At 65.5% G+C, this 23,586-nt stretch carries 23 protein-coding genes; 18 read left to right on the top strand and 5 right to left on the bottom strand.

The window, feature by feature from the left end; all coding sequences use genetic code 11:
- Positions 1 to 54: 54 nt before the first annotated feature.
- The 4 genes from J5M67_RS23900 to J5M67_RS23885 all read left to right on the top strand — a co-directional run bounded on the left by J5M67_RS23900 (position 55) and on the right by J5M67_RS23885 (position 3,794).
- Positions 55 to 540, top strand: a complete 486-nt coding sequence (locus tag J5M67_RS23900) for a GNAT family N-acetyltransferase (protein ID WP_207887956.1) — start codon at positions 55 to 57, stop codon at positions 538 to 540.
- Positions 541 to 627: 87 nt separating this feature from the next.
- A complete protein-coding gene (locus J5M67_RS23895; protein WP_207887954.1) occupies positions 628 to 1,977 on the top strand; it encodes a serine/threonine protein kinase in 1,350 nt (449 codons plus the stop codon).
- A 3-nt stretch (positions 1,978 to 1,980) separates the two neighbouring features.
- On the top strand, positions 1,981 to 2,793 hold the full coding sequence (locus J5M67_RS23890; protein ID WP_207887952.1) for a VacJ family lipoprotein: 813 nt from the start codon (positions 1,981 to 1,983) through the stop codon (positions 2,791 to 2,793).
- 140 nt (positions 2,794 to 2,933) lie between these two features.
- A complete protein-coding gene (locus J5M67_RS23885; protein ID WP_207887950.1) occupies positions 2,934 to 3,794 on the top strand; it encodes a pirin family protein in 861 nt (286 codons plus the stop codon).
- Positions 3,795 to 4,009: 215 nt separating this feature from the next.
- On the opposite strand, the gene J5M67_RS23880 is transcribed toward J5M67_RS23885, so the two are convergent.
- Positions 4,010 to 5,158: a patatin-like phospholipase family protein gene (locus J5M67_RS23880; RefSeq protein WP_207887997.1), complete on the bottom strand. Its 1,149-nt coding sequence runs from the start codon at positions 5,156 to 5,158 to the stop codon at positions 4,010 to 4,012.
- An 81-nt stretch (positions 5,159 to 5,239) separates the two neighbouring features.
- Complete coding sequence (locus J5M67_RS23875; protein ID WP_207887948.1) at positions 5,240 to 6,175, bottom strand: lipid A biosynthesis lauroyl acyltransferase; 936 nt, start codon at positions 6,173 to 6,175, stop codon at positions 5,240 to 5,242.
- A gap of 144 nt (positions 6,176 to 6,319) precedes the next feature.
- Here J5M67_RS23875 and minC point away from each other — a divergent pair, with 144 nt between their 5' ends.
- The 6 genes from minC (at position 6,320) to J5M67_RS23845 (ending at position 11,004) form a co-directional block, all read left to right on the top strand.
- Positions 6,320 to 7,237, top strand: coding sequence for a septum site-determining protein MinC (gene minC / locus J5M67_RS23870; RefSeq protein ID WP_207887946.1), 918 nt, complete (start codon positions 6,320 to 6,322; stop codon positions 7,235 to 7,237).
- A 61-nt stretch (positions 7,238 to 7,298) separates the two neighbouring features.
- Positions 7,299 to 8,114: a septum site-determining protein MinD gene (minD, locus tag J5M67_RS23865; protein WP_207887944.1), complete on the top strand. Its 816-nt coding sequence runs from the start codon at positions 7,299 to 7,301 to the stop codon at positions 8,112 to 8,114.
- Positions 8,111 to 8,365 (top strand): cell division topological specificity factor MinE, encoded by a 255-nt coding sequence (gene minE, locus J5M67_RS23860; RefSeq protein ID WP_207887941.1) that lies wholly within the window; start codon positions 8,111 to 8,113, stop codon positions 8,363 to 8,365. Before minD ends, minE begins: the two co-directional genes overlap by 4 nt.
- A 75-nt stretch (positions 8,366 to 8,440) precedes the next feature.
- Positions 8,441 to 9,076, top strand: a complete 636-nt coding sequence (locus J5M67_RS23855) for an RluA family pseudouridine synthase (protein ID WP_152221710.1) — start codon at positions 8,441 to 8,443, stop codon at positions 9,074 to 9,076.
- 188 nt (positions 9,077 to 9,264) lie between these two features.
- Positions 9,265 to 10,554 (top strand): M18 family aminopeptidase, encoded by a 1,290-nt coding sequence (locus tag J5M67_RS23850; protein WP_207887939.1) that lies wholly within the window; start codon positions 9,265 to 9,267, stop codon positions 10,552 to 10,554.
- Between the two features lie 48 nt (positions 10,555 to 10,602).
- Complete coding sequence (locus J5M67_RS23845) at positions 10,603 to 11,004, top strand: GFA family protein (protein WP_207887937.1); 402 nt, start codon at positions 10,603 to 10,605, stop codon at positions 11,002 to 11,004.
- A gap of 110 nt (positions 11,005 to 11,114) precedes the next feature.
- Here J5M67_RS23845 and J5M67_RS23840 read toward each other — a convergent pair whose 3' ends face one another.
- Complete coding sequence (locus J5M67_RS23840) at positions 11,115 to 11,831, bottom strand: UTRA domain-containing protein (protein WP_207887935.1); 717 nt, start codon at positions 11,829 to 11,831, stop codon at positions 11,115 to 11,117.
- Between the two features lie 357 nt (positions 11,832 to 12,188).
- Here J5M67_RS23840 and J5M67_RS23835 point away from each other — a divergent pair, with 357 nt between their 5' ends.
- The 6 genes from J5M67_RS23835 to J5M67_RS23810 are packed head-to-tail and all read left to right on the top strand — an operon-like array spanning position 12,189 to position 17,370.
- Complete coding sequence (locus J5M67_RS23835) at positions 12,189 to 13,247, top strand: ABC transporter substrate-binding protein (protein ID WP_207887933.1); 1,059 nt, start codon at positions 12,189 to 12,191, stop codon at positions 13,245 to 13,247.
- A 57-nt stretch (positions 13,248 to 13,304) separates the two neighbouring features.
- On the top strand, positions 13,305 to 14,114 hold the full coding sequence (locus J5M67_RS23830; RefSeq protein WP_207887932.1) for an alkaline phosphatase family protein: 810 nt from the start codon (positions 13,305 to 13,307) through the stop codon (positions 14,112 to 14,114).
- A complete protein-coding gene (locus J5M67_RS23825) occupies positions 14,111 to 14,953 on the top strand; it encodes an ABC transporter permease subunit (RefSeq protein ID WP_207887930.1) in 843 nt (280 codons plus the stop codon). Before J5M67_RS23830 ends, J5M67_RS23825 begins: the two co-directional genes overlap by 4 nt.
- On the top strand, positions 14,937 to 15,725 hold the full coding sequence (locus tag J5M67_RS23820) for an ABC transporter permease (RefSeq protein WP_207887928.1): 789 nt from the start codon (positions 14,937 to 14,939) through the stop codon (positions 15,723 to 15,725). The genes J5M67_RS23825 and J5M67_RS23820 overlap by 17 nt, the downstream gene beginning before the upstream one ends.
- Complete coding sequence (locus J5M67_RS23815) at positions 15,722 to 16,717, top strand: ABC transporter ATP-binding protein (protein ID WP_207887927.1); 996 nt, start codon at positions 15,722 to 15,724, stop codon at positions 16,715 to 16,717. The genes J5M67_RS23820 and J5M67_RS23815 overlap by 4 nt, the downstream gene beginning before the upstream one ends.
- On the top strand, positions 16,717 to 17,370 hold the full coding sequence (locus J5M67_RS23810) for an HAD family phosphatase (protein WP_207887925.1): 654 nt from the start codon (positions 16,717 to 16,719) through the stop codon (positions 17,368 to 17,370). The genes J5M67_RS23815 and J5M67_RS23810 overlap by 1 nt, the downstream gene beginning before the upstream one ends.
- Positions 17,371 to 17,376: 6 nt before the next feature.
- Here the strand turns inward: J5M67_RS23810 and J5M67_RS23805 are convergent, their stop codons facing one another.
- Together J5M67_RS23805 and J5M67_RS23800 are read right to left on the bottom strand one after the other, a co-directional pair.
- Positions 17,377 to 18,540: a site-2 protease family protein gene (locus J5M67_RS23805; RefSeq protein WP_207887923.1), complete on the bottom strand. Its 1,164-nt coding sequence runs from the start codon at positions 18,538 to 18,540 to the stop codon at positions 17,377 to 17,379.
- 28 nt (positions 18,541 to 18,568) lie between these two features.
- A complete protein-coding gene (locus tag J5M67_RS23800; RefSeq protein WP_207887921.1) occupies positions 18,569 to 19,531 on the bottom strand; it encodes an NAD(P)H-quinone oxidoreductase in 963 nt (320 codons plus the stop codon).
- Between the two features lie 138 nt (positions 19,532 to 19,669).
- Here J5M67_RS23800 and J5M67_RS23795 point away from each other — a divergent pair, with 138 nt between their 5' ends.
- Both J5M67_RS23795 and J5M67_RS23790 read left to right on the top strand, forming a co-directional pair.
- Positions 19,670 to 21,748 carry a carboxy terminal-processing peptidase gene (locus J5M67_RS23795; protein ID WP_207887919.1) on the top strand — a complete coding sequence of 693 codons (2,079 nt, stop codon included), beginning with the start codon at positions 19,670 to 19,672 and terminating at the stop codon, positions 21,746 to 21,748.
- A gap of 89 nt (positions 21,749 to 21,837) precedes the next feature.
- Positions 21,838 to 23,586, top strand: a complete 1,749-nt coding sequence (locus tag J5M67_RS23790) for a GGDEF domain-containing protein (protein ID WP_207887917.1) — start codon at positions 21,838 to 21,840, stop codon at positions 23,584 to 23,586.

The raw sequence follows: 23,586 nt of genomic DNA, 5'->3' as shown, positions 1-23,586 counted from the left end.
CAGCGAGGCCGGCCACGGGGCATCCTCGGGCATCCCCTCATCAAGGTACCGCCCATGCCGTGCGTTGCGCTCCGCCCTGCCGTCCCCGCCGACATTCCTCTGATCATCGAGCTGATCACCGAGCTCGCCGACTACGAGCGTCTCGTCCATGAGGTCAAGGCCGACGCCGAGCGCATGCACGAGCACCTGTTCGGGCCGCGCCCCTACGCCGAAGTGCTGATCGGCGAGGTGGACGGCGAGCCGCAGGGTTTCGCGCTGTTCTTCCACAACTATTCCACCTGGCTCAGCCAGCCGGGCATCTACCTGGAAGACCTGTTCGTGCGCCCCGCCGCCCGTGGCGCCGGACTGGGCAAAGCACTGCTCACCGAACTGGCGCGCCTGGCGGTGGAACGCGGTTGCGGACGCCTGGAGTGGTCCGTGCTGGACTGGAACGAGCCCGCCATCGGCTTCTACAAGAGCCTGGGCGCCAGAGCACAGGATGAATGGACGGTCTATCGCCTGACCGGCGATGCCCTGCGTGAGCTGGCCCACAAGGCGTGAGACCACGGTCGCACTTGTCGGCAATCCACTGGTCATATGGGCCGGTTTCCCTAGAGTTGGCTTCTTTCTGAAAGGACTCCCCTCACCATGAAATGTCTTTCACGCGCGGCCGTCCTGCTCGGCAGTCTCGCTCTGGCGCTTGCCGGGCCGGCATTCAGCCGTGACGTCGAGGAGGCCGGCTACGGCTATCCGCTGACCAATCCGTTCGAGGCCACCATCGCCACGACGCCACCGGAGCTGCGCCCGCAACTGCCCGACACCGAAGACATTCGCCAGGCCGACTACTCCCTGAAACTGCGGCCGGAGCGCGAGCACCAGTTGCCGGAAAACTTCTGGCCGGTGAAGAAGCTGCACTATCGCCTGGCCCGGCAGGACCACGAGGCGCCGCTGGTGTTCATCATCGCCGGCACCGGCGCGCCCTACTTCAGCAGCACCCCGGAATACCTCAAGCGCCTGTTCTACAGCGCCGGCTACCACGTGGTGCAGATTTCCTCGCCGACCAGTTGGGACTTCATGGCCGGGGCCTCTCAATCCGCCACGCCCGGCTACACCCCCACCGATGCCGACGACCTCTACCGGGTGATGCAGGCGGTGCGCGCCCAGCACCCCGAGCTGCCGGTCAGCGACTACTACCTTACCGGCTACAGCCTGGGCGCCCTGCACGCGGCCTTCGTCAGCCAGCTCGATGAAACCCGCCGCAGCTTCAACTTCAAGCGTGTGCTGCTGCTCAACCCGCCGGTGAACCTCTACACCTCGGTGAGCAACCTGGACAAGATGGTGCAAACCCGGGTCAAGGGCATCAACGACTCCAAGACCTTCTACCAGGTGGTGCTGGGCAAGCTGTCGCGCTACTTCAAGCAGAAAGGCTATGTCGACCTGAACGATGCCTTCCTCTATGAACTGCAGCAGTCCAAACAGCATCTTTCCAACGAAGAAATGGCCATGCTGATCGGCGCGGTGTTCCGCTTCTCGGCCGCCGACATGGTCTTCACCTCCGACCTGATCAACCGTCGCGGCCTGATCACCCCGCCGAACTACCCGATCAAGGAAGGCACCAGCCTGGAGCCCTTCTTCAAGCGCGCCATGCAGTGCGATTTCGAATGCTACATGACCGACCAGCTGATCCCGGTCTGGCGCGCCCACGGCAAGGGCAACAGCCTGCCGCAGATGATCCAGCAGGTGAGCCTCTACGCCCTGCAGGACTACCTGCATGACAGCCCGAAGATCGCCGTGATGCACAACGCCGACGACGTCATCCTCGGCCCGGGCGACATCGGCTTCCTGCGCCGCACCTTCGGCGATCGCCTGACGCTCTACCCGCTGGGCGGCCACTGCGGCAACCTCAACTACCGCGTGAACGCGCAGGACATGCTGGCGTTCTTCAAAGGACAGGATGCGCAGGCCCCGGGCCTGGCAACCGTGCAGACAGGGAACTGACCCATGCCATTCCGCTCTTCCTGGATTTTCGTCCTGGCGCTGTGCTGCGGCCTGGCTCAGGCCGACGACAGCCTGACGTTCACCTCCCGCAGCAACGACAGCTTCTCCGAGCCACCGCAGGCCGACGGCTTCAAGCACCCGATGGATGCGCTGAAGTTCAACCCCGGCCTGGACCAGCGTGAGTTCGAGCGCGCCACCCTGGACGCCCTCAATGTCTATGACCCGTGGGAGTCATGGAACCGCCGCGTTTACCACTTCAACTACCGCTTCGACGAGTGGGTGTTCCTGCCCGTGGTCCATGGCTACGAATACGTCACTCCGCGCTTCGTGCGCACCGGCGTGAGCAACTTCTTCAGCAACCTGGGCGAAGTGACGACGCTGCTCAACAGCATTGGCCAGCTCAAGGCCGAACGGGCGGCGAACAGCACGGCGCGTCTGCTGTTCAATACCCTCTTCGGCGTTGCCGGCCTCTGGGACCCGGCCACGTCCATGGGCCTGCCGAAGGTCAGCGAGGACTTCGGCCAGACCCTGGGCTACTGGGGTATGCCGGCGGGACCGTACCTGATGCTGCCGATCCTCGGTCCCTCCAACGTGCGCGACACCGGTGGCCTGGTGACCGACTTCGTGGCGGCCCGCGAGGTGAACTACCTCAACGTCTCCGACCTGGGGCGCACGTACTGGGAGCTGCCGGTGCTGGAAATCGTCGACAAGCGCTACAGCAACAGCTTCCGCTACGGCCAGACCAACTCCCCGTTCGAGTACGAAAAGCTGCGCTACGTCTACAGCGAAGCGCGCAAGCTGCAGATCCAGGAGTAAGCCGAAACCGCCGCCCTTTCGCGGCGGTTTCTTTTTCGGCCAACACATTTGATTATTCGATTGTTTTGGCGAAAAACTCGCAACCATTGATTCATCGTTTGGGAATAGGATGGCTCCATTCACTGATCAAGGAGGTTCCCATGACCCGTTTGCGTACCCTGATCGACCAGCACATCGGCCACCCCGCCTCCGACGGTGCCGGCGTGCGCCTGACCCGCGTGATCGGCGGCCCCGGCATCGAGCGTTTCGACCCGTTCCTGATGCTCGACCAGTTCGACACGCAGAACCCGGACGACTACATAGCCGGCTTCCCGGCCCACCCGCACCGCGGCTTCGAGACCGTCACCTACATGCTCGAAGGGCGTATGCGCCACGAAGACCACCTGGGTAACCGTGGCCTGCTCAAGCCTGGCGGCGTGCAGTGGATGACCGCCGCCCACGGCATCATCCATAGCGAGATGCCCGAGCAGGAGGAAGGCGCCATGCGCGGCTTCCAGCTGTGGCTGAACCTGCCGGCGAAGGACAAGCTGTCCCCGGCCGGCTACCGCGACATCGAGCCGGAAGACGTGCCGCGCACCACCACCGCGCAAGGCGTCGGCGTCACCGTAATCGCCGGCCGCTTCGACGATGGCGAAACTGTGCTGGACGGCGCCGTGCAACGCCCCGGCACTGAGCCGCACTACTACGACCTGACGCTGCCGGCGGGCACCTCGGTCAGCCCACGCATTCCGGCGGGACACCGGGTGATGCTGTACGTCTACGAAGGTTCGCTGAAGGTACCGGGCGAGCGCGGCGAAGAGAACGTGGCCACCAACCGCCTGGTGCGGCTCGGCCAGGGTGACGAGGTCCAGCTTTCCAGCGACAGCGGCGCGCGCGTCCTGCTGCTGGCCGGCAAGCCGCTCAATGAGCCGATCGTGCAGTACGGCCCCTTCGTGATGAACAGCCGCGAGGAAATCGAGCAGGCCCTGCGCGATTACCGTGATGGCGTGCTGGCGGTCTGAGCCATACGCACGAAGGCAGGCTGTATGTAGGAGCGGACTCCGTCCGCGATGGGTCCGCTTCGCGCCGGGAACCTATCGCGGACAAAGTCCTACCTTTCTTCTGGATCCCCGCGTTCGCGGGGATGACGTGTGCGGGGGCGATATCTTGCACCGTCACTCCCGCGAACGCGGGAGCCCAAAAGACAGTTGCTCCTACGCTCACGGAAACGTCGCAGCTACAGCGACCACTCCTCCATCCCCAGGAAGCGCGCGATCTCCGCGCGCTTTTCCATGGCATCGCGATACCCCAGTTCGATCAGCGCGTTGCAGTAGCCCGGCTCGAACAGCAGGTAGCTCAACACCCCCGCCCCACTCGCCTTGGTCGCCCCCGGCCCACGCAGGAACAGGCGCAGCGCACGCGGCAACTCGTGGCGGTATTCGGCGGCGATTTCATCCAGCGGCCGGCTGGGCGAGATCAGCAGCACGTCCACCGGCTGCAGCCCCAGCGCCGCACGGCGCTTTCCTTCCGGCACCATCGAACTCAAGAAGTTGATCCGGTTCAGCAGCTCGATATCGCCTTCCAGGCTGTCGATGAAGGTGCTGTTGAGCAGGTGGATGCCCACCTGCGCCAGGCTCGGCGGCTGGCCGGTACGGTAATTGGCCACCTGCTCGTTGGCGCTGCCCAGGGTCGGGTTGCCGCTCACCCCGATCACCAGCACGCGGTTGGCGCCCAGGTGCAGCGCGGGGCTGATCGGAGCCTGCTGGCGCACCGCGCCGTCGCCGAAGAACTCGCGCTGCACCTTCACCGGCGCGAACAGCAACGGGATCGCTGAGCTGGCGAGCAGGTGTTCCAGGCTCAGGCGAGTCGGCACGCCCACCCGCCGATGGCGCAGCCAGGGATCGATGGTCGCGCGGCCCTGGTAGAAGGTCACCGCCTGGCCGGACTCATAGCCGAACGCGGTGACCGCCACCGCCCGCAGGTTGCGGCGGCGCACGGCGGCGGCGATGCCGGAGAAATCCAGCTCGCGCTCCAGCAGGTAGCGCAACGGCCGGCTGTCGAGCAGCGCCACCGGCTGGCGCTTGCCCAACCCGAGGAGGCTGTGGCCGAGAAAACGAAAGGCCTGGCTGACCACGCCCGACCAGTCTGCCCGGTACACCTGGCCGGTGCGAAACCCCTTCCAGACCTGGGTGAGCCGCTGTACTGCCGTAGGGAAGGACAGCGCCCCGCACGCCAGCCCCACGGCATTGATCGCTCCGGCCGAGGTTCCGACTATCACCGGGAAGGGATTCTCGGCCCCCTCCGGCAGCAGTTCGGCGATCGCCGCCAGCACGCCCACCTGATAAGCCGCCCGCGCGCCGCCACCCGAAAGGATGAGGCCGGTCACGGCCGGGGATGTCGCGGGGCGGGTGGAATCGGTCACGGATGCAGTCCCTGTCACGTCGTATCCAGAGTAGCCCGCCTCGCTCTACTTCTTCTTCCTGGCGTAGAGCTTGGGTTCGCCTTCGGGACGGCTCTTGAAGCGGCGGTGCGCCCAGAGGTATTGCTCGGGCTGGCGGCGAATCTCGCTTTCCACCCACTGGTTGACCCGCAGGCAGTCGGCCTCTTCGGTCTCGCCGGGGAAGTCCTCCAGCGGCGGGTGGATGGTCAGGCGATAGCCCGAACCGTCGGCCAGGCGCGACTGGGTGAACGGGCACACCTGGGCGCGGCCCAGGCGGGCGAACTTGGTGGTGGCGGTGACGGTGGCGGCCTGGATGCCGAACAGCGGCACGAAGATGCTCTGCTTGATGCCGTAGTCCTGATCCGGCGCATACCAGATGGCGCGGCCGGCGCGCAGCACCTTGAGCATGGCGCGCACGTCCTCGCGCTCGATGGCGGTGGCGTCGGCGTTGTGCCGCTCGCGGCCGGCGCGCTGGACGAAGTCGAACACCGGGTTGTCGTGCTCGCGATACATGCCGTCGATGGTCTGCACCTGGCCGAGCAGCGCCGCGCCGATCTCCAGGGTGGTGAAGTGCATGGCCATGAGGATCACGCCCTTGCCTTCGGCCTCGGCCTTCCTCAGATGCTCGATGCCTTCGATATGGGCAAGCTTCGCCAGGCGCGCCTTGGGCCACCACCAGCTCATGGCCATTTCGAAGAAGGCAATGCCGGTGGAGGCGAAGTTTTCCTTCAGCAGGCGGGTACGCTCGGCAGCGGACAGCTCGGGGAAGCACAGTTCCAGGTTGCGCGCGGCAATCGCCCGGCGGCTGCCGACCACGCGGTACATCACCGCGCCCAGTGCACGGCCCAGCCAGAGCAGCGCCGGATACGGCAGCTGCACCACCAGCCAGAGCGCGCCGAGGCCGAGCCAGAGCGGCCAGTGACGGGGGTGGAGGAACTCTCGGCGAAAGCTGGGGCGGTCCATGGAACTTTCCGGTCACGATCAAAGCCGGACATTCTACCTTGCAGACGCGCGCCGTGCCTGCCTTCAGCCCTGGCTATGCGCCACGCTTGCGGCTGCCGGGGCGGTCCGCTATAAGTCCAACCCATTTAATGACGCAGTCCGACCATGAGCCAAGCTGACCTTCTCGACCACGACCCCGTATTCCAGCTCAAGGGCAGCATGCTCGCCGTCACCGTTCTGGAACTGGCCCACAACGACCTGCCGCGCCTGGACCGTCAGCTCGCCGACAAGGTCGCCCAGGCACCCAACTTCTTCCGTGACACCCCGCTGGTGCTGGCGCTGGACAAGCTGCCCGACGGCGAAGGCCAGCTCGACCTGCAGGGCGTGCTGGACATCTGCCGCCGCCACGGCCTGCGCACCCTGGCCGTTCGTGCCAGTCGCGAGGAAGACATCCGCCTGGCGACCATGTTCGACATCCCGGTACTGCCGCCTTCCGGTTCGTCCCGCGAACGCACCGTCGAGCCGAAAGATGCGGCCACCCCGCTGACCGGCGCCACCCCGGTGCGCCGCCCGCGCGGCGAGCGCCTGTCGGAGAAGGCCGTGGAGCAGGCCGCCGGCAGCGCCAGCGCACAGCTGGAAAAGCCTGCCGAGGCAGTCCCGGCCGAAACCCAGGCGGAAAATCCGGCCGAGCCCCAGGAGCCGGCAAAGGACGCTGCACCGGAAAAACCGGCCGAACCGCCGGCACCGGTCGTCCGGCCGACCAAACTGGTGACCACCCCGGTACGCGGCGGCGTGCAGATCTATGCCGCCGGTGGCGACCTGATCGTGCTGGCCCCGGTCAGCCCAGGTGCGGAACTTCTCGCCGACGGCAATATCCATGTTTACGGTCCGATGCGCGGTCGTGCCCTGGCCGGTGTCAAGGGTGACACCAGCGCGCGGATTTTCTGCCAGCAGCTGGCCGCGGAACTCGTGTCCATCGCTGGTAATTACAAGGTCGCCGAAGACCTTCGACGCAGTCCGCAATGGGGGCAGGCGGTACACGTCAGCCTGTCGGGTGACGTGTTGAACATCACCCGCCTTTAACGGATACTGCCGCGACTTTCAGGGACCAGAATTCTTCGTTTTTTCTTTGGGGTGAATCACCTTGGCCAAGATCCTCGTAGTCACTTCCGGTAAGGGTGGCGTCGGTAAAACCACTTCCAGCGCAGCCATCGGCACCGGCCTGGCCCTGCGCGGCCACAAGACCGTCATCGTCGACTTCGACGTGGGCCTGCGTAACCTCGACCTGATCATGGGCTGCGAGCGCCGCGTGGTGTATGACTTCGTCAACGTCATCAACGGCGAAGCCACCCTCACCCAGGCCCTGATCAAGGACAAGCGCCTCGAGAACCTGTACGTGCTGGCCGCCAGCCAGACCCGTGACAAGGACGCCCTCACCCAGGAAGGCGTCGGCAAGGTGATGGAAGAGCTCAAGCAGTCCTTCGACTACATCATCTGCGACTCCCCGGCGGGCATCGAGAAAGGCGCCCACCTGGCCATGTACTACGCCGACGAGGCGATCGTCGTGACCAACCCGGAAGTCTCCTCGGTTCGCGACTCCGACCGCATGCTCGGCCTGCTGGCCAGCAAGTCCGCCCGCGCCGAGAAGGGCGAGGACCCGATCAAGGAACACCTGCTGCTGACCCGCTACAACCCCGAGCGCGTCACCAAGGGCGAAATGCTCGGCGTCGAGGACGTCGAGGAAATCCTGGCCATTCGTCTGCTCGGCGTGATTCCGGAATCCCAGGCGGTGCTCAAGGCATCCAACCAGGGCGTACCGGTCATCCTCGACGAAGAAAGCGATGCCGGCCAAGCGTACAGCGACGCCGTCGAGCGACTGCTGGGCAAAGAAATGCCCCACCGCTTCCTCGACGTGCAGAAGAAAGGATTCCTGCAACGACTGTTCGGAGGACGTGAATGAGCCTTTTAGATTTCTTCCGCAGCCGGAAGCAGCCCTCCAGCGCTTCCATCGCGAAAGAAAGACTCCAGATCATCGTCGCCCATGAGCGCGGCAACCGTTCGCAACCGGACTACCTCCCGCAGCTGCAGAAAGATCTGCTGGAAGTGATCCGCAAATACGTGCCCATCGACCAGGAACAAGTCCAGGTCGAGCTGGCCAACCAGGGCAGCTGTTCGATCCTGGAACTCAACATCACCCTGCCGGAGCGTTGATCCGGCCCGGGTGAACCTGCGGCGGCCTCGGCCGCCGCAGTCGTTTCTGTCACTTTCATTCGCGCAAGAGTTTCCATGCCGCTTTCCCAGATCGAATTCGTCCACGAGGACGCCGCCCTGCTGGTGGTGAACAAGCCCACCCTGCTGCTCTCCGTGCCCGGCCGCGCGGACGACAACAAGGATTGCCTGATCACCCGCCTGCAGGAGAACGGCTACCCGGAAGCGCGCATCGTCCATCGCCTGGACTGGGAAACCTCGGGCCTGATCGTCCTCGCCCGCGACGCCGACAGCCACCGCGAGCTGTCCCGCCAGTTTCACGACCGCGAAACCGAGAAGGCCTACACCGCGCTGTGCTGGGGCGAGCCCGAGTTGGACAGCGGCCGCATCGAAGCGCCGCTGCGCTACGACCCGCCGACCAAGCCGCGCCACGTGGTGGACTTCGAGCAGGGCCGTCACGCACTGACCTTCTGGCGCGTGATGGAACGCCACGGCAACTGGAGCCGCGTCGAACTCACACCGATCACCGGCCGCTCGCACCAGTTGCGCGTGCACATGCTCAGCATCGGCCACCCGCTGCTGGGCGACCGCCTGTATGCCGAAGGCGAAGCCCTCACCCTGCGCGATCGCCTGTGCCTGCACGCCAGCATGCTGGCCCTGACCCACCCACAGACCGGCGAGCGCCTGCGCTTCGAGTCGCCCGCGCCGTTCTGAACCCCAGCGCCATCCGTTGTTTGTAGGAGCGAGCTTGCTCGCGAACCGGGCTGGCACGGCGTTATGCGTTCGCGAGCAAGCTCGCTCCTACAAGAGCCCCTACTCCTGCACCCAATGACACGCTTCATCCGGCCGCAGATTCGCGCATTTACGTTAAACTTCCGGCCATTCGCTGTCCGGAGTTACCCATGCGTGCAGAACTCAACCAAGGCCTGATCGATTTCCTCGCGGCCTCCCCCACGCCTTTCCACGCCACCCAGACCCTCGCCCGTCGCCTCGACGAGGCCGGCTACCTGCGTCTGGACGAACGCGAGGCCTGGCGCACCGAAGCCGGTGGCCGCTATTACGTCACCCGCAACGACTCCTCGCTGATCGCCTTCAAGCTCGGCACCGCGCCGCTGCTGGAGCGCGGCCTGCGCCTGGTCGGTGCACATACCGACAGCCCCTGCCTGCGGGTCAAGCCCAACCCCGAGCTGGTGCGCCATGGCTATTGGCAACTGGGCGTCGAAGTCTATGGCGGCGCGCTGTTCGCCCCCTGGTTCGACCGCGACCTGTCACTGGCCGGCCGAGTCACCTTCCGCCTGGCCGGCAAGGTGGAAAGCAAACTGATCGACTTCAAGGCGCCGATTGCCGTCATCCCCAACCTGGCCATCCACCTCAACCGTGAGGCCAACATGGGTTGGGCAATCAACGCACAGACCGAACTGCCGCCGATCCTGGCCCAGGTTTCCGCCGGCGAAGGCCGCGACTTCCGCGACCTGCTCGGCGAACAGCTGCAGCTGGAACATGGCATCACCGCCGACGCCATCCTCGACTACGAGCTGAGCTTCTACGACACCCAGCGCGCCGCCGTGATCGGCCTCGACCAGGCCTTCATCGCCGGCGCCCGCCTGGACAATCTGCTGTCCTGCTATGCCGGCCTGCAGGCGCTGCTGGCCAGCGACGACGAGCAGAGCGGCGTGCTGGTCTGCACCGACCACGAGGAAGTGGGCTCCTGCTCGGCCTGTGGTGCCGACGGCCCGTTCCTCGAACAGGTGCTGCGCCGCGTAATCCCCGAAAGCGACGCCTTCACTCGCACCGTGCAGCGCTCGCTGCTGGTTTCTGCCGACAATGCCCACGGCGTGCACCCCAACTACGCCGACAAGCACGACGCCAACCACGGACCGAAGCTCAACGGCGGCCCGGTGATCAAGATCAACAGCAACCAGCGCTACGCCACCAACAGCGAGACCGCCGGTTTCTTCCGCCACCTGTGCCTGGAAAACGAAGTGCCGGTGCAGAGCTTCGTGACCCGCAGCGACATGGGTTGTGGCTCCACCATCGGCCCGATCACCGCCAGCCAGATCGGCGTGCGCACCGTGGACATCGGCCTGCCGACCTTCGCCATGCACTCCATCCGCGAACTGGCCGGCAGCCAGGACCTGCACTACCTGACCAAGGTACTCAGCGCCTTCTACGACAGCGCCGACCTGCCCTGACCCCAACGCCCGGCACTTGCCGGGCGTTTTTCTTTCAGGAGATCGAACATGCCCTTCAATGGAAGCTGCCTGTGCGGCGACATCACCTACCAGATCGATGGCCTGGACATGCCGATCGGCCATTGCCACTGCCACACCTGCCAGAAGGCGCATTCGGCGGCCTTTGCCACCACCGCCGGGGTGATGCGCGAGCACTTTCGCTGGACCCGCGGCGAGAACAAGGTGGCGGCGTACGAATCGTCGCCAGGCAAGCTGCGCAAGTTCTGTCCACGCTGTGGGACGCAACTGATCGCCGAGCGCAACGGCCAGCCCCACGTCATCGTTCGCGTGGCGAGCCTGGACGACGACCCGGGTACGCGCCCGGCGCGGCACATCTGGGTGTCCCATGATCGGCCATGGCTGGCGCAGGATGGGATTCCGGCTTATCCGGAGTGGAATCCGGATCGCTGAACCTCTTTTGTAGGAGCGAGCTTGCTCGCGAACAGATACAGCCGGCGACGCCAGTGGTAGGCGGTTCGCGAGCAAGCTCGCTCCTACACGTCTGATTCAGCGCTAGAGAGTCAATCCGGCACTTCCACGCTCACGTGGATCGCATCGTGCCGCCAGAATTCCAGATCGCAATCGATGATGCGCCCATGCTGGTCGCGGTTGATGCGGGTGATGCGCAGCGCCGGGCTACCCTCGGCAACCCGCAGCACGCTGGCCGCCTCGCCGTGCAGCGCGGTGGGCACCATGTCGAATCGCACGCGGCCGTAACGGATGTCGTAGCGGCTGCCGTACAGCTCGGTCAGCGAGCAGGTGAGGTCGCTGTCGAGAATGCCGGGGAAGTACGCCGGGTTGAGGTAATGCTCGACATAGAGCACCAGCCGGCCATCCACTCGACGCAGGCGGCGAATCTGGTAGACGCTGGACAGCGCCGGCAGCTCCAGCAGCTCGCAGATCGTCGCGCTGGCGGGAATCTGCCGGGCCGACAGCACTTCGGTAGCCGGCACGCGGCCCTGCCCTTCCACCATCGCGTGGTAGTGGCTGCGCACCAGCGGGTTGTAGAGCAGGCGCGGCGGCGAGACGAACCAGCCACGGCGTTCCTCGCGGTAGATCAGCCCCTGTGCCTCCAGTTGGCCCAGGGCCTCGCGCAAGGTGATCCGCGTGGTATCGAACAATTCGCTCAGCTTGCGCTCGGCCGGCAGCTTGCCGCCGGCGCTGAGCAGCCCGCTGTCGATCTGTTCGATCAGTGCCCGGCAGATTGCCGTCACCGTGGGTAGCGCCGTGTCGCGCATGCCGACTCCTCTTTTGGCCTAGTCCAGCCCCGAAACGGGGCATTTCGTTGCACATCCGGGGCGCCTTCATCCTAGGAAAATCCCGTGACGGTCCCGTGACAGCCAGCTTTCAAGCAGTGCCCATGCCAGCCTTCAGCAAACAGCGTAGCCCAATGAAACCGGGGGATTGGCGATGGTCTACGCTTTCTCCGGATGCCCCGCCAGATTGCCTCGCTGCCCGAGCTCGCGCCAGGCCGGACATCAAACTGTCATCCAGGCCACTTAGATTGGCCTGGGTCTTGCTGATCTAGACCACTCGTTTCCCCGCGTCGGCGGATGCCGGACACGGACCTACCCTAACGATCGAAGGAGCACCGAATGAAACGCTTGCTTGCTTCACTGCTGGGATCGGCCATTGCCATCGGCAGTGGCCTCGCCATGGCGGCCGACGCCAACCTGCAAACGCTGGAAGCCGCCGCCCGCAAGGAAGGCCAGGTCAACAGCGTGGGCATGCCCGACAGCTGGGCGAACTGGAAAGACACCTGGAAGGACCTGGAAAGCAAGTACGGCCTCAAGCATATGGACACCGACATGAGCTCGGCCCAGGAGCTGGCCAAGTTCAAGGCCGAAAAGGAAAACGCCAGCGCCGACATCGGCGACGTGGGCGCCGCCTTCGGCCCGATCGCCGTGCAGATGGACGTCAGCCAGCCCTACAAGCCCAGCACCTGGGATCAGGTCCCGGAATGGGCCAAGGACAAGGACGGCCACTGGGCACTGGCCTACACCGGCACCATCGCCTTCATCGTCAACAAGCAGTTGGCGAAGGACATCCCGCACAGCTGGGCCGACCTGCTCAAGGGCAAGTACAAGGTCACCATCGGTGACGTCAGCGCCGCTGCCCAGGCGGTCAACGGCGTGCTGGCCGCAAGCATCGCCAATGGCGGTGACGAGAAGAACATCAAGCCGGGCCTGGAGTTCTTCGCGCAGATCGCCAAGCAGGGTCGCCTGTCGCTGACCAACCCGGTGATCAACACCCTGGAGAAGGGTGAAGTGGAAGTCGGCATCGTCTGGGACTTCAACGGCCTGAGCTACCGCGACCAGATCGACCCGTCGCGCTTCGAGGTGCTGATCCCCTCCGACGGTTCGGTGATCTCCGGCTACACCACCATCATCAACAAGTACGCGAAGAACCCGAACGCCGCGAAGCTCGCCCGCGAGTACATCTTCAGCGACGCCGGACAGATCAACCTGGCCAAGGGCAATGCCCGTCCGATCCGCGCCGAGCACCTGACCCTGCCGGCCGACGTGAAGGCCAAGCTGCTGCCCAACGAGCAGTACGCCAAGGCCCAGCCGATCAAGGACGCCAAGGCCTGGGAAGAGACCTCCAAGCGTCTGCCGCGCATGTGGCAGGAAAACGTCATCATCAACATGCAATGACGCCCGGCCGCCCCGGTTCGCCGGGGCGGTTTCGCGTTCCGACAAAGGCCCCGCCCCATGCGCCACGACGTCATCCTGGTCGTCCTCGACGGCCTCAACTACAGCGTCGCCCACGACTGCATGGGCCACCTGCAGGCCCTGTGCAACGCCGGCCGCGGCCGGCTCTACCGGCTCGAATGCGAGCTGCCTTCGCTGTCGCGCCCGCTCTACGAATGCATCCTCACCGGCGTACGCCCGATCGACAGCGGCATCCTGCACAACGACGTGTCGCGCCTGTCCAACCAGCGCAGCCTGTTCCACTACGCCCGCGCCGCCGGCCTGACCACCGCCGCGGCGGCCTACAACTGGGTCAGCGAGCTGTACAACCGCACGCCCTTCGATCCGGCGCGCGACCGTCATACCGACGACGAATCCCTGCCGATCCAGCACGGCCATTTCTACTGGACCGACCACTACCCCGACTCGCACCTGTTCACCGACGCCGAGTCGCTGCGCCGCCGGCATGCGCCGAACTGCCTGCTGGTGCACCCGATGAACATCGACGACGCCGGCCACAAACACGGCCTGGGCACGCCTCAGTACCGCAACAGCGCGCGCCACGTCGACATCATCCTCTCCGAGTACCTGCACCAGTGGCTGGAAGCCGGTTACCAGGTGATGGTCACCGCCGACCACGGCATGAACGACGACCGCAGCCACGGCGGCATCCTCCCCGAGGAACGCGAAGTGCCACTGTTCGTCTTCGGCGACGTCTTCAGCCTCGACGACCAGGCGCGCCCGCGTCAGGTCGAGCTGTGCGGCACGCTGTGCGAAATCCTCGGCGCCGCCCACGACAAACCCGTCTGCCGGGAGCTGCTCAAGGCATGAGATCGAATCGCGGAAAACTCATCGCCCTGCTCTGCCTGCTGCCCTTCGCGGTGTTCTTCATTGCCTTCCAGGTCGCCCCGCTGGCCTGGGTCGCGGTGAACAGCCTGCGCACCAGCGATGCCTGGGGGCTGGGCAACTTCGCCGAGATCCTCGGCTCGCCCTTCTACCGCCAGGCGATCCGCTACAGCCTGGAGATCTCCGTCTGGTCGAGCCTGATCGGCCTGCTCATCGCGGTCCTCGGCAGCTACTCGCTGCGCCAGGTGGACAGCAGGCTGCGCGACTTCGTGATGGCGTTCGCCAACATGACCAGCAACTTCGCCGGGGTGCCGCTGGCCTTCGCCTTCATCATCATCCTCGGCTTCAACGGCGCCATCACCCTGCTGCTCAAGCAGGCGGGACTCATCGAGGACTTCAACCTCTACTCGAAGACCGGCCTGATCATCCTCTACACCTACTTCCAGATTCCGCTGGGGGTGATGCTGCTGTTCCCCGCCTTCGACGCCCTGCGCGAAGACTGGCGCGAATCCGCCGCGCTGCTGGGCGCCAGCCACTGGGCGTTCTGGCGGCACATCGGCATCCCGGTGCTGACCCCGGCGCTGCTGGGCACCTTCGTCATACTCCTGGCCAACGCCCTGGGCGCCTACGCCACGGTGTACTCGTTGACCACCGGCAACTTCAACGTGGTTACCATCCGCATCGCCGGCCTGGTCTCGGGCGACGTGTTCCTCGACCCGAACATGGCCAGCGCGCTGGCCATGTTCCTGGTCGGCCTGATGACCCTGATCACCCTCGTCCATCAGTGGCTGCTGCGCCGGAGTTACCATGTCCAGAAACGCTAACAGCCTGTACCACCGCGTGGTGGTCTATGCGCTGTTCCTGATCCTGCTGCTGCCGCTGGCCGCCACCCTGCTCTACTCGCTGGCCACCTCCTGGAGCGCCAGCGTGCTGCCCGACGGGCTGACCCTGAAGTGGTACTTCACCCTGTGGAGCGACCCGCGCTTCCTCACCGCCTTCGGCCAGTCGCTGCTGGTGTGCTTCGGCTCGCTGGTGCTGAGCGTCGTGCTGGTGCTGCCGCTGATGTTCGTCGTGCACTACTATTTCCCGCGCCTGGATGCGCTGATGAACGTGCTGATCCTGCTGCCCTTCGCGGTACCGCCGGTGGTCTCCTCGGTCGGCCTGCTGCAGCTCTACGCGGCCGGGCCGCTGCCACTGATCGGCACGCCCTGGGTGCTGATCGGCTGCTACTTCACCATCGCCCTGCCCTTCATGTACCGGGCGATCAGCAACAACCTGCAGGCGATCAACCTGCACGACCTGATGGACGCCGCCCACCTGCTCGGCGCCAGCACCTGGCAGGCCGCCCTGCTGGTGGTGCTGCCGAACCTGCGCAAGGGCCTGATGGTGGCGCTGTTCCTGTCCTTCTCCTTCCTCATCGGCGAGTTCGTCTTTGCCAACCTGCTGGTGGGCACCCGCTACGAAACGCTGCAGGTATTCCTCAACAACATGCGCAACAGCAGCGGCCACTACACCAGTGCGGTGGTGGTTTCGTATTTCCTCTTCGTCCTGCTGCTCACCTGGGCGGCCAACCGTTTAAGCAAGGACAAGACATGAGCTTCCTCAGCGTCGAGACACTGAACAAGAGCTACGGCACCACCACGGTGTTCCAGGACATCGACTTTGCCGCCGAGCGCGGCGAGTTCGTCACCCTGCTCGGCCCCAGCGGCTGCGGCAAATCCACCCTGCTGCGCTGCATCGCCGGCCTCACCGCGGTGGACAGCGGACGCATCCTGCTGGACGGCGAGGACATCGTGCCCAAGAGCCCGCAGAAGCGCGGCATCGCCATGGTGTTCCAGAGCTACGCGCTGTTCCCCAACATGACTGTGGAGCAGAACGTCGCCTTCGGCTTGCGCATGCAGAAGGTACCGCCGGCGGAGTCCGCCCAGCGCGTGCGCGAAGTGCTGGAGATGGTCGAACTCGGCCCGCTGACCTCGCGCTACCCGCACCAGCTCTCCGGTGGCCAGTGCCAGCGCGTCGCCCTGGCCCGCTCGCTGGTCACCCGCCCGCGCCTGCTGCTGCTCGACGAGCCGCTGTCGGCGCTGGACGCGCGCATCCGCAAGCACCTGCGCGAGCAGATCCGGCGCATCCAGCAGGAGCTGAAACTGACCACGGTGTTCGTTACCCACGATCAGGAAGAGGCGCTGACGCTCTCCGACCGCATCGTGCTGATGAACGCCGGGCGCATCGTCCAGAGCGGCGACGCCGAGACCCTCTACACCGCGCCGGAAAACGTCTTCGCCGCCGGCTTCATCGGCAACTACAACCTGCTCGAAGCCGCCCAGGCCACCCGCCTGCTGGACCGGCCCTTCCAGCAGAAGGTGGCGATCCGCCCGGAATCCCTGCGCCTGAGCGCCGAGGCAAGCGACGGCATCCCGGTTCGGGTACTCTCCCACAGCCTGCTGGGCAACGTGATCCGCTACCGGGTGGACGCCGCCGGCGTCGAGCTGACGGTGGACGTCCTCAATCGCAGCGCCGAGCGCCTGTACCCGGCCGGCACCGAGCTCGGCCTGCAAATCGACATTGAAAGTATTCGGGAGGTGGCCTGATGGCCCTGGTGATTTTCGACCTCGACGACACCCTGATCGACGGCGACTGCGCGAGCCTGTGGAGCCAGCGCATGGCCGACCTGGGCTGGGTGGATGCGGAGTCGTTCCTCAAGCGCGACGCCGAGCTGATGGCGCTGTACGCGCAGGGCAAGCTGCCCATGGAGGATTACATGGCCTTCGCCCTGGAGCCGATGGCCGGGCGCAGCGTCGAGGAAATCGAGCGTGAAGTAGGCACCTTCGTCGAGGACGTGATCGAACCGCTGATCCACAGCGATGCCTGCGCCACCCTCGCCCGCCACCGCGAGGCCGGCGACCGTCCGCTGGTGATCTCCGCCTCGGGCGTGCACCTGGTGCAGCCCATCGCCGAACGCATCGGCATCGACGAGGTGCTGGCCATCGACCTGGAAGTGGTGAACGGCCACTACACCGGCCGCACCGTGGGCGTACTGACCTACCGCGAAGGCAAGGTGCTGCGCCTGCTCGACCTGCTGGAGGGCGACGACAGCCCGCTGGCCGACGCGCACTTCTACTCCGATTCGCGCAACGACCTGCCGCTGCTCAAGCTGGTCGGCCACCCGCATGTGGTGAACGCCGATCCGGTGTTGCTGGACCACGCGCAGAAAATGGGCTGGGACAGCCTCGCCTGGCGCTGAATCCGCTCAGCCGCGCAGGAACTGGAGCATGCCCTGCTGGATTCGCACCTCTTCTTTCTCCATGGAAAGATCGGGCGACAGCGCGGCGTGCTCCAACCCCCGCGCAAACTGACGACGAAGCTCCCCGTCGTCGCCGGCCAATAACGCGCGCAGAGCCAGGCAACGCGCCCAGATGCTGGCGTACTCCCGCTGCAGCCGGCTCGGCAGCAGTTCGTCGAACAAGCCAAGGGCACTCTTGCAGGCCACCGCCTGGGCGAATGCCAGCTCGGTTTCCATCAACCGCAAGAGATCGTACAGCGGACGCAGCATCGCCTCCGGCAGTGCCGAACGTTGCGCCTGGAACACCGCCTCCAGCGCGGCCGCTTCCGCCCAACGCCCCTGCACCAGCAGGCCCCGGAGGCGGATGTACAGCGCCAGCAGGGACATGGGCTGCCCCTGGGCTTCCAGCAAGTGCAGATCCGCCGGGTCCGCCCGATCGGCACACTGCCCCGCACAGGCTGCTCCCATCAACCGGGCGAAGGCCAGCCTGGGGTGGGCGACATCCACTCCGCGCCACCAGCGCAACAGCCAGAGCCCATCACTGACTTGCGGCTTGCGCTCCACCGGCAGCAGATTGGCGACGCCCATGCAGGCGTTGCACGCGGCGAATGCCAGCAGCACGCCGTGGGCGGCACCGGGAGCCAGCCATGCCCCCAGGGCACCGGCCAGCACGGCAAGCAGCAGATTCGCCAGCGGCCCGCCGGCAACGAAGCACATATGCTGCCGCCGCCAGGGAGTGCGTGGGTCGGCGAACGCCATGACGAAACCCTGCAGGCGTTTTTGCAGGCGCGGCGCAAAGCCCGGTTTCCAGCCTTTGCGCAGCAGCCGGATATCCAGGCGTCCGACGCGCATGCGCAGGACGGTCATGCCGGCCCAGCGTGCAGCCAGCAAATGCCCCAACTCATGGACGAGAACGGACAGGTAAACGATGACGAGGCCGGCGACTATGCCCGACAGGCTCCAGATCGCCCCCTCGGGCATCCACAACATCGACAGCAGCACCGCCAGCGCGCCCGCTGCGGCGCTCAGGCTGAACTGGAGCAGCCAGAACAGCCCATTGAGCCAGCCCGGCAGGCTCCAGAAGTCCCTCAGCGCTTCGCCGTTGCCGGCGATTCCCCCTGTGTCCGCCATGCTCGCACTCCCTGCGTCCGGCGCCTGATTACTTCAGGCCTTCGTCGATCAGCAGCACCACCTTGCCCTGCACCTGGTTACTGGCCAGTGCATCGAAGGCCGTCTGTGCCTGGCCGATGGGGAAGGTTCGCTCCAGTTGCGGGCTCAGTTTGGCAGTTTCGAACAATGGCCAGACCTTCTGTCCCAGTTCCGCCATCAGGTGCGCCTTGAAGTCGGCATCGCGCGAACGCAGGGTCGAGCCGATCAGCTGGATGCGCTTGCCCAGCAACAGGGCCAGATCCAGCTCGGCCTTGCGACCACCCATCAGCCCGATGACCACCCATCGACCATCGCGACCGAGGATTTCCAGGTCCAGCTTGGCGTAGTTGGCGCCCACCGGATCGAGGATCACGTCGAACGGCGCGAAATCCCGAAGGGTTTCGAGGCTCTCGCCACGCAGCACGCCACCCTCGGCCCCCAGGCCCTCGCAGTAGGCGAGGCGATCGGCCGAACCGACGCTGACCCAGCACGGGCTGCCAAAGGCCTTGCACAGCTGGATAGCGGCCGAACCTACGCCGCTGGCGCCCGCGTGCAGCAGGACCTTCTCGCCCGGCTGCAAGGCACCGAGAATGAACAGGTTCAGCCAGGCAGTGGCGTAGACCTCGGGCAGCGCAGCGGCCTCGGCGAGGGACAGGCCAGCCGGCACTGCCAGCGCGTGGCGCTCGTCTACCACCACTTCCTCGGCCATGCCGCCGCCCGCCAATAGCGCGCAGACCCGGTCGCCCACCTGCCAGGTGCTGCCGGCGCCCACCTCGGTGACCACCCCGGAACATTCCAGGCCAATGATATCGCTGGCCCCCGGCGGCGGCGGGTACAGGCCGGCCACCTGCAGCAGGTCGGCGCGGTTGAGACCGGCGGCAGCGACCTGGATGCGGATCTGCCCCTGTGCGCAGGTCGGAGAAGGACGCTCAGCCCATTCCACCCGCCCTTCGATACCTTGCAATGCGTTCACGCTGCCTCCATAGTGACTTCGCAGGGCCCGCTCCGTATGGTCGGGCCCTTTTTCTGCGCCGAATTCACCAGCGATTGAACCCGGCGCCGCCAATTAAGGCCTAATATGCGTCATAACTCCGCGATCAGTCGAATCAGCATGAAGCGATTTTTGCCCCGCACCGCCCTGTTGTTCATCCTCGGCGCGACCGCCCTGTCCTCGTTCGCTGCCACCAGCAGCCCGAACGTCTGGGACGGCCTGCAGCCGGACCGGGACCAGGTGATCGCCAGCCTCAACATCGTTGAGCTGCTCAAGCGCCATCACTACAACAAACCGCCGCTGAACGACGATCGCTCGGCGAAGATCTACGACAGCTACCTGAAGATCCTCGACCCGGCGCGCATGTACTTCACCGCCGCCGACATCGACCAGTTCGCTCCCTGGCGCACCCAGTTCGACGACTTCCTCAAGAGCGGCGAGCTGGACCCGGGCTTCACCATCTACAAGCGTCATCTGGACCGCCTGAAGGAGCGCCTGGACTTCGCCCTGGCGATGCTCGGCAAGGGCGTCGACAAGATCGACTTCACCACCAACGAATCCCTTGAGATCGACCGCGAGAAGGCACCCTGGGCGAAGAACAGCGCCGAGCTGGACGACCTGTGGCGCAAGAAGGTGAAAGACGAAGTCCTGCGCCTGAAGATCGCCGGCAAGGACAACAAGGCCATCCAGGAGCAGCTGACCAAGCGCTACAAGAACCAGCTGATGCGCCTGGAGCAGACCCGCAGCGAAGACATCTTCCAGGCCTACATCAACGCCTTCGCGCAGACCTACGATCCGCACACCCAGTACCTGTCGCCGGACAGCGCGGAAAACTTCGACATCAACATGAGCCTGTCGCTGGAAGGCATCGGCGCCGTGTTGCAGAGCGACAACGACTACGTGAAGGTCGTGCGCCTGGTACCGGCTGGCCCGGCTGAGAAGAGCAAGCAGATCGCCACCTCCGACAAGATCATCGGCGTCGCCCAGGGCAAGGGCGAAATGGTCGATGTGGTCGGCTGGCGCCTGGACGAAGTGGTCAAGCTGATCCGCGGCCCGAAAGGCTCGCAGGTCCGCCTGGAAGTGATTCCGTCCACCAACGCGCCGAATGACCAGACCAGCAAGATCGTCACCATCACCCGCGAAGCGGTGAAGCTGGAAGACCAGGCGGCGAAGAAGTCGGAAATCACCCTCGACCACGAAGGCAAGGCCTACAAGCTGGGCATCATCGACGTGCCGGCCTTCTACCTCGACTTCAAGGCCTACCGTGCGGGCGATCCGGACTACAAGTCCACCACCCGCGACGTGAAGAAGCTGATCGCCGAGCTGCAGAAGGACAAGGTCGACGGCATCGTCATCGACCTGCGCAACAACGGCGGCGGCTCCCTGCAGGAGGCCACCGAGCTGACCGGCCTGTTCATCGACCAGGGCCCGACCGTACTGGTGCGCAACAGCGACGGCCGCGTCGACGTGCTCAACGATGACGAGGGCAAGGCCTTCTATACCGGCCCGATGACCGTACTGGTCAACCGTCTGTCCGCCTCGGCGTCGGAGATCTTCGCCGGCGCCATGCAGGACTACCACCGCGCGCTCATCGTCGGTGGCCAGACCTTCGGCAAGGGCACCGTGCAGACCATCCAGCCGCTCAACCATGGCGAGCTGAAGCTGACCCTGGCCAAGTTCTACCGCGTCTCCGGCCAGAGCACCCAGCACCAGGGCGTGATCCCGGACATCAGCTACCCGTCCATCGTCGACGACAAGGAAATCGGCGAGAGCGCCCTGCCCGACTCCATGCCGTGGGACACCATCAAGCCGGTGCTCAAGGCCCAGGCCGACCCGTTCAAGCCGTTCCTCGACCAGCTGCGCAGCCGGCATGACGCGCGCACCGCGAACAACGCCGACTTCGTCTACGCCCGCGAGCGTCTGGCGCTGGCCCAGGAGCTGATGAAAGAGAAGACCGTCACCCTCAACGAAGCCAAGCGCCGGGCCCAGCAGACCAGCATCGAGAACCGCCAGCTGGCCATGGAGAACACCCTGCGCAAATCCAAGGGCCAGGAACCGCTCAAGGAGCTGAAGAAGGAAGACGAGAACGCCCTGCCCGAGGAGGACAAGACCAAGCCGCAGGACGACGCCTACCTTACCGAGTCCGGGCACATCCTGATCGACTACCTGAACCTGGATTCGCAGGTCGCCAAACACTGATCGGATGTAATCAAAGCGTCATGACGCTGTCGTGAAATGCACAGGGCCGGGAAACCGGCCCTTTGCATTTTCATCCACCGAGAACCGTCATGACCGTCACCGAGCAGTTGAGCGCCCTGGACCAGATCCTTGCTCACGGCGACCTGCACTGCCTGTTCCAGCCCATCCTGTCGCTCTCCGAACGGCGCCTGATCGGCTACGAGGCCCTCACCCGCGGCCCGTCCAACGGCCCCCTGCATTCGCCCCTGCCACTGTTCAGCATCGCCCGCAGCAGCGGCCGCCTGAGCCAGCTCGAACTGCTCTGCCGGCGCACAGCATGCACGCGCTTTCGTGACCTGAAGCTCGACGGCAAGCTGTTTCTCAACGTATCCCCCGAATCGCTGCTGGAACCCACCCACCAGCCCGGCCGCACCCTGCAGCTATTGCAGACCTTCGGCATCTCGCCCAACGACGTGGTGATCGAACTCACCGAGCAGACGCCCATCGAGGATTTCAGCCTGCTCGACACCGCGCTTCATCACTACCGGGCAATGGGCTTCTCCATTGCCCTGGACGATCTCGGCGCGGGGTATTCCAGCCTGCGCCTGTGGTCGGAGCTGCGCCCCGATTATGTAAAGATCGACCGCCACTTCATCGAAGGCATTCACTTGGACACGGTGAAGCGCGAGTTCGTCGGCTCCATCCTGAAGATGGCCCACGCCTCGCGTGCCCAGGTCATCGCCGAAGGCATCGAGCTCGCCGAAGAACTCGCGGTGCTCTCGGAAATGGGTATCGACCTGGTGCAGGGTTACCTGTTCGGCCGCCCCAGCGAGCAGCCGCCGCGCGAGGCGCGCGGCCTGCTGCCGGAGGTGGACGCCAGCGGCAGCCTGCTCGCCGACGAAGCCTCCGACCTGCAACCGCTGCTGCTCGAACAGCCGGCGGTGCGCGACGACACTCCGATCAGCGACGTGCTGGAAGCCTTCCGCGCCCAGGCCAACCTGAACTCCGTCGCCGTGCTCGACGCGCACGGGCAACCGGTAGGCATCGTGCATCGCCATGCGCTGTCCGATGCACTGCTCAAGCCCTTCGCACCGGAACTGTATGCGCGCAAGCCGATCAGCCGGCTGATGAGCAGCGATTTCCTCGCGGTGGAGCGCAGCCAGTCGCTGCAACAGGTCAGCCGCCTGCTGACCAGCCGCGCACGGCAACGGATCGAGGAAGATTTCATCATCACCCTGAATGGCCGCTACCTGGGCCTGGGCCGGGTGATCGATGTGCTCAAGCTGATCACCGAACAGAAGATCCGCCAGGCTCGCCACGCCAACCCGCTGACCCTGCTGCCCGGCAACGTGCCGATCCAGCAGTGCCTGACCCGGCTGCTGCAACAAGGCCGGGAAGCCGCGGTTTGCTATGTGGACATCGACAGCTTCAAGCCCTTCAACGACCTCTACGGCTATGCGCGCGGCGACGAAGTGCTGCTGTGCCTGGCGCAATGCCTGGGCGAACGGGTGGACCCGGCACAGGACTTCGTCGGCCATATCGGTGGCGATGATTTCATGCTGGTGCTGGGCACCCGGGACTGGCGCGAACGCCTCAATCACCTGCTGGAAGACTTCCAGGGACAGTGCCGGCGCTTCTATAGCCGCGAGCACCTCGAAGCAGGCTGCTTCGTCTCGCACAACCGCCACGGACAGCGGGAGGAATTCCCGCTGCTGTCGTTGTCGATCGGTATCGTGCATCTCACACCCGACGCCTGCGCGCGCCTGGATGCCGGGCAGTTGGCGGGGCTGGCCTCGGAAGCCAAGCGGCACGCCAAGGCGGTGCCCGGCTACAGCCTGCACATCCTCAGCGCTGGCTGA

The organism is Pseudomonas sp. 30_B, assembly GCF_017491605.1.
Taxonomy (GTDB): domain Bacteria; phylum Pseudomonadota; class Gammaproteobacteria; order Pseudomonadales; family Pseudomonadaceae; genus Pseudomonas.
Note: the sequence above shows the minus strand (reverse complement) of the source record. Positions and strands in the feature narration are given on the sequence as shown.

Bases quoted from the DNA above. Each gene is read 5' to 3' on its own strand.
- J5M67_RS23890 (WP_207887952.1), top strand. From the start codon at position 1,981: ATGCCATTCCGCTCTTCCTGGATTTTCGTCCTGGCGCTGTGCTGCGGC.
- J5M67_RS23820 (WP_207887928.1), top strand. From the start codon at position 14,937: ATGTCCAGAAACGCTAACAGCCTGTACCACCGCGTGGTGGTCTATGCG.
- J5M67_RS23810 (WP_207887925.1), top strand. From the start codon at position 16,717: ATGGCCCTGGTGATTTTCGACCTCGACGACACCCTGATCGACGGCGAC.
- J5M67_RS23795 (WP_207887919.1), top strand. From the start codon at position 19,670: ATGAAGCGATTTTTGCCCCGCACCGCCCTGTTGTTCATCCTCGGCGCG.
- J5M67_RS23895 (WP_207887954.1), top strand. From the start codon at position 628: ATGAAATGTCTTTCACGCGCGGCCGTCCTGCTCGGCAGTCTCGCTCTG.
- J5M67_RS23875 (WP_207887948.1), bottom strand. From the start codon at position 6,175: ATGGACCGCCCCAGCTTTCGCCGAGAGTTCCTCCACCCCCGTCACTGG.
- minC (WP_207887946.1), top strand. From the start codon at position 6,320: ATGAGCCAAGCTGACCTTCTCGACCACGACCCCGTATTCCAGCTCAAG.
- J5M67_RS23835 (WP_207887933.1), top strand. From the start codon at position 12,189: ATGAAACGCTTGCTTGCTTCACTGCTGGGATCGGCCATTGCCATCGGC.
- J5M67_RS23805 (WP_207887923.1), bottom strand. From the start codon at position 18,540: ATGGCGGACACAGGGGGAATCGCCGGCAACGGCGAAGCGCTGAGGGAC.
- J5M67_RS23830 (WP_207887932.1), top strand. From the start codon at position 13,305: ATGCGCCACGACGTCATCCTGGTCGTCCTCGACGGCCTCAACTACAGC.
- J5M67_RS23845 (WP_207887937.1), top strand. From the start codon at position 10,603: ATGCCCTTCAATGGAAGCTGCCTGTGCGGCGACATCACCTACCAGATC.
- J5M67_RS23815 (WP_207887927.1), top strand. From the start codon at position 15,722: ATGAGCTTCCTCAGCGTCGAGACACTGAACAAGAGCTACGGCACCACC.
- J5M67_RS23850 (WP_207887939.1), top strand. From the start codon at position 9,265: ATGCGTGCAGAACTCAACCAAGGCCTGATCGATTTCCTCGCGGCCTCC.
- minE (WP_207887941.1), top strand. From the start codon at position 8,111: ATGAGCCTTTTAGATTTCTTCCGCAGCCGGAAGCAGCCCTCCAGCGCT.
- J5M67_RS23825 (WP_207887930.1), top strand. From the start codon at position 14,111: ATGAGATCGAATCGCGGAAAACTCATCGCCCTGCTCTGCCTGCTGCCC.
- J5M67_RS23790 (WP_207887917.1), top strand. From the start codon at position 21,838: ATGACCGTCACCGAGCAGTTGAGCGCCCTGGACCAGATCCTTGCTCAC.
- J5M67_RS23840 (WP_207887935.1), bottom strand. From the start codon at position 11,831: ATGCGCGACACGGCGCTACCCACGGTGACGGCAATCTGCCGGGCACTG.
- J5M67_RS23900 (WP_207887956.1), top strand. From the start codon at position 55: ATGCCGTGCGTTGCGCTCCGCCCTGCCGTCCCCGCCGACATTCCTCTG.
- J5M67_RS23855 (WP_152221710.1), top strand. From the start codon at position 8,441: ATGCCGCTTTCCCAGATCGAATTCGTCCACGAGGACGCCGCCCTGCTG.
- J5M67_RS23885 (WP_207887950.1), top strand. From the start codon at position 2,934: ATGACCCGTTTGCGTACCCTGATCGACCAGCACATCGGCCACCCCGCC.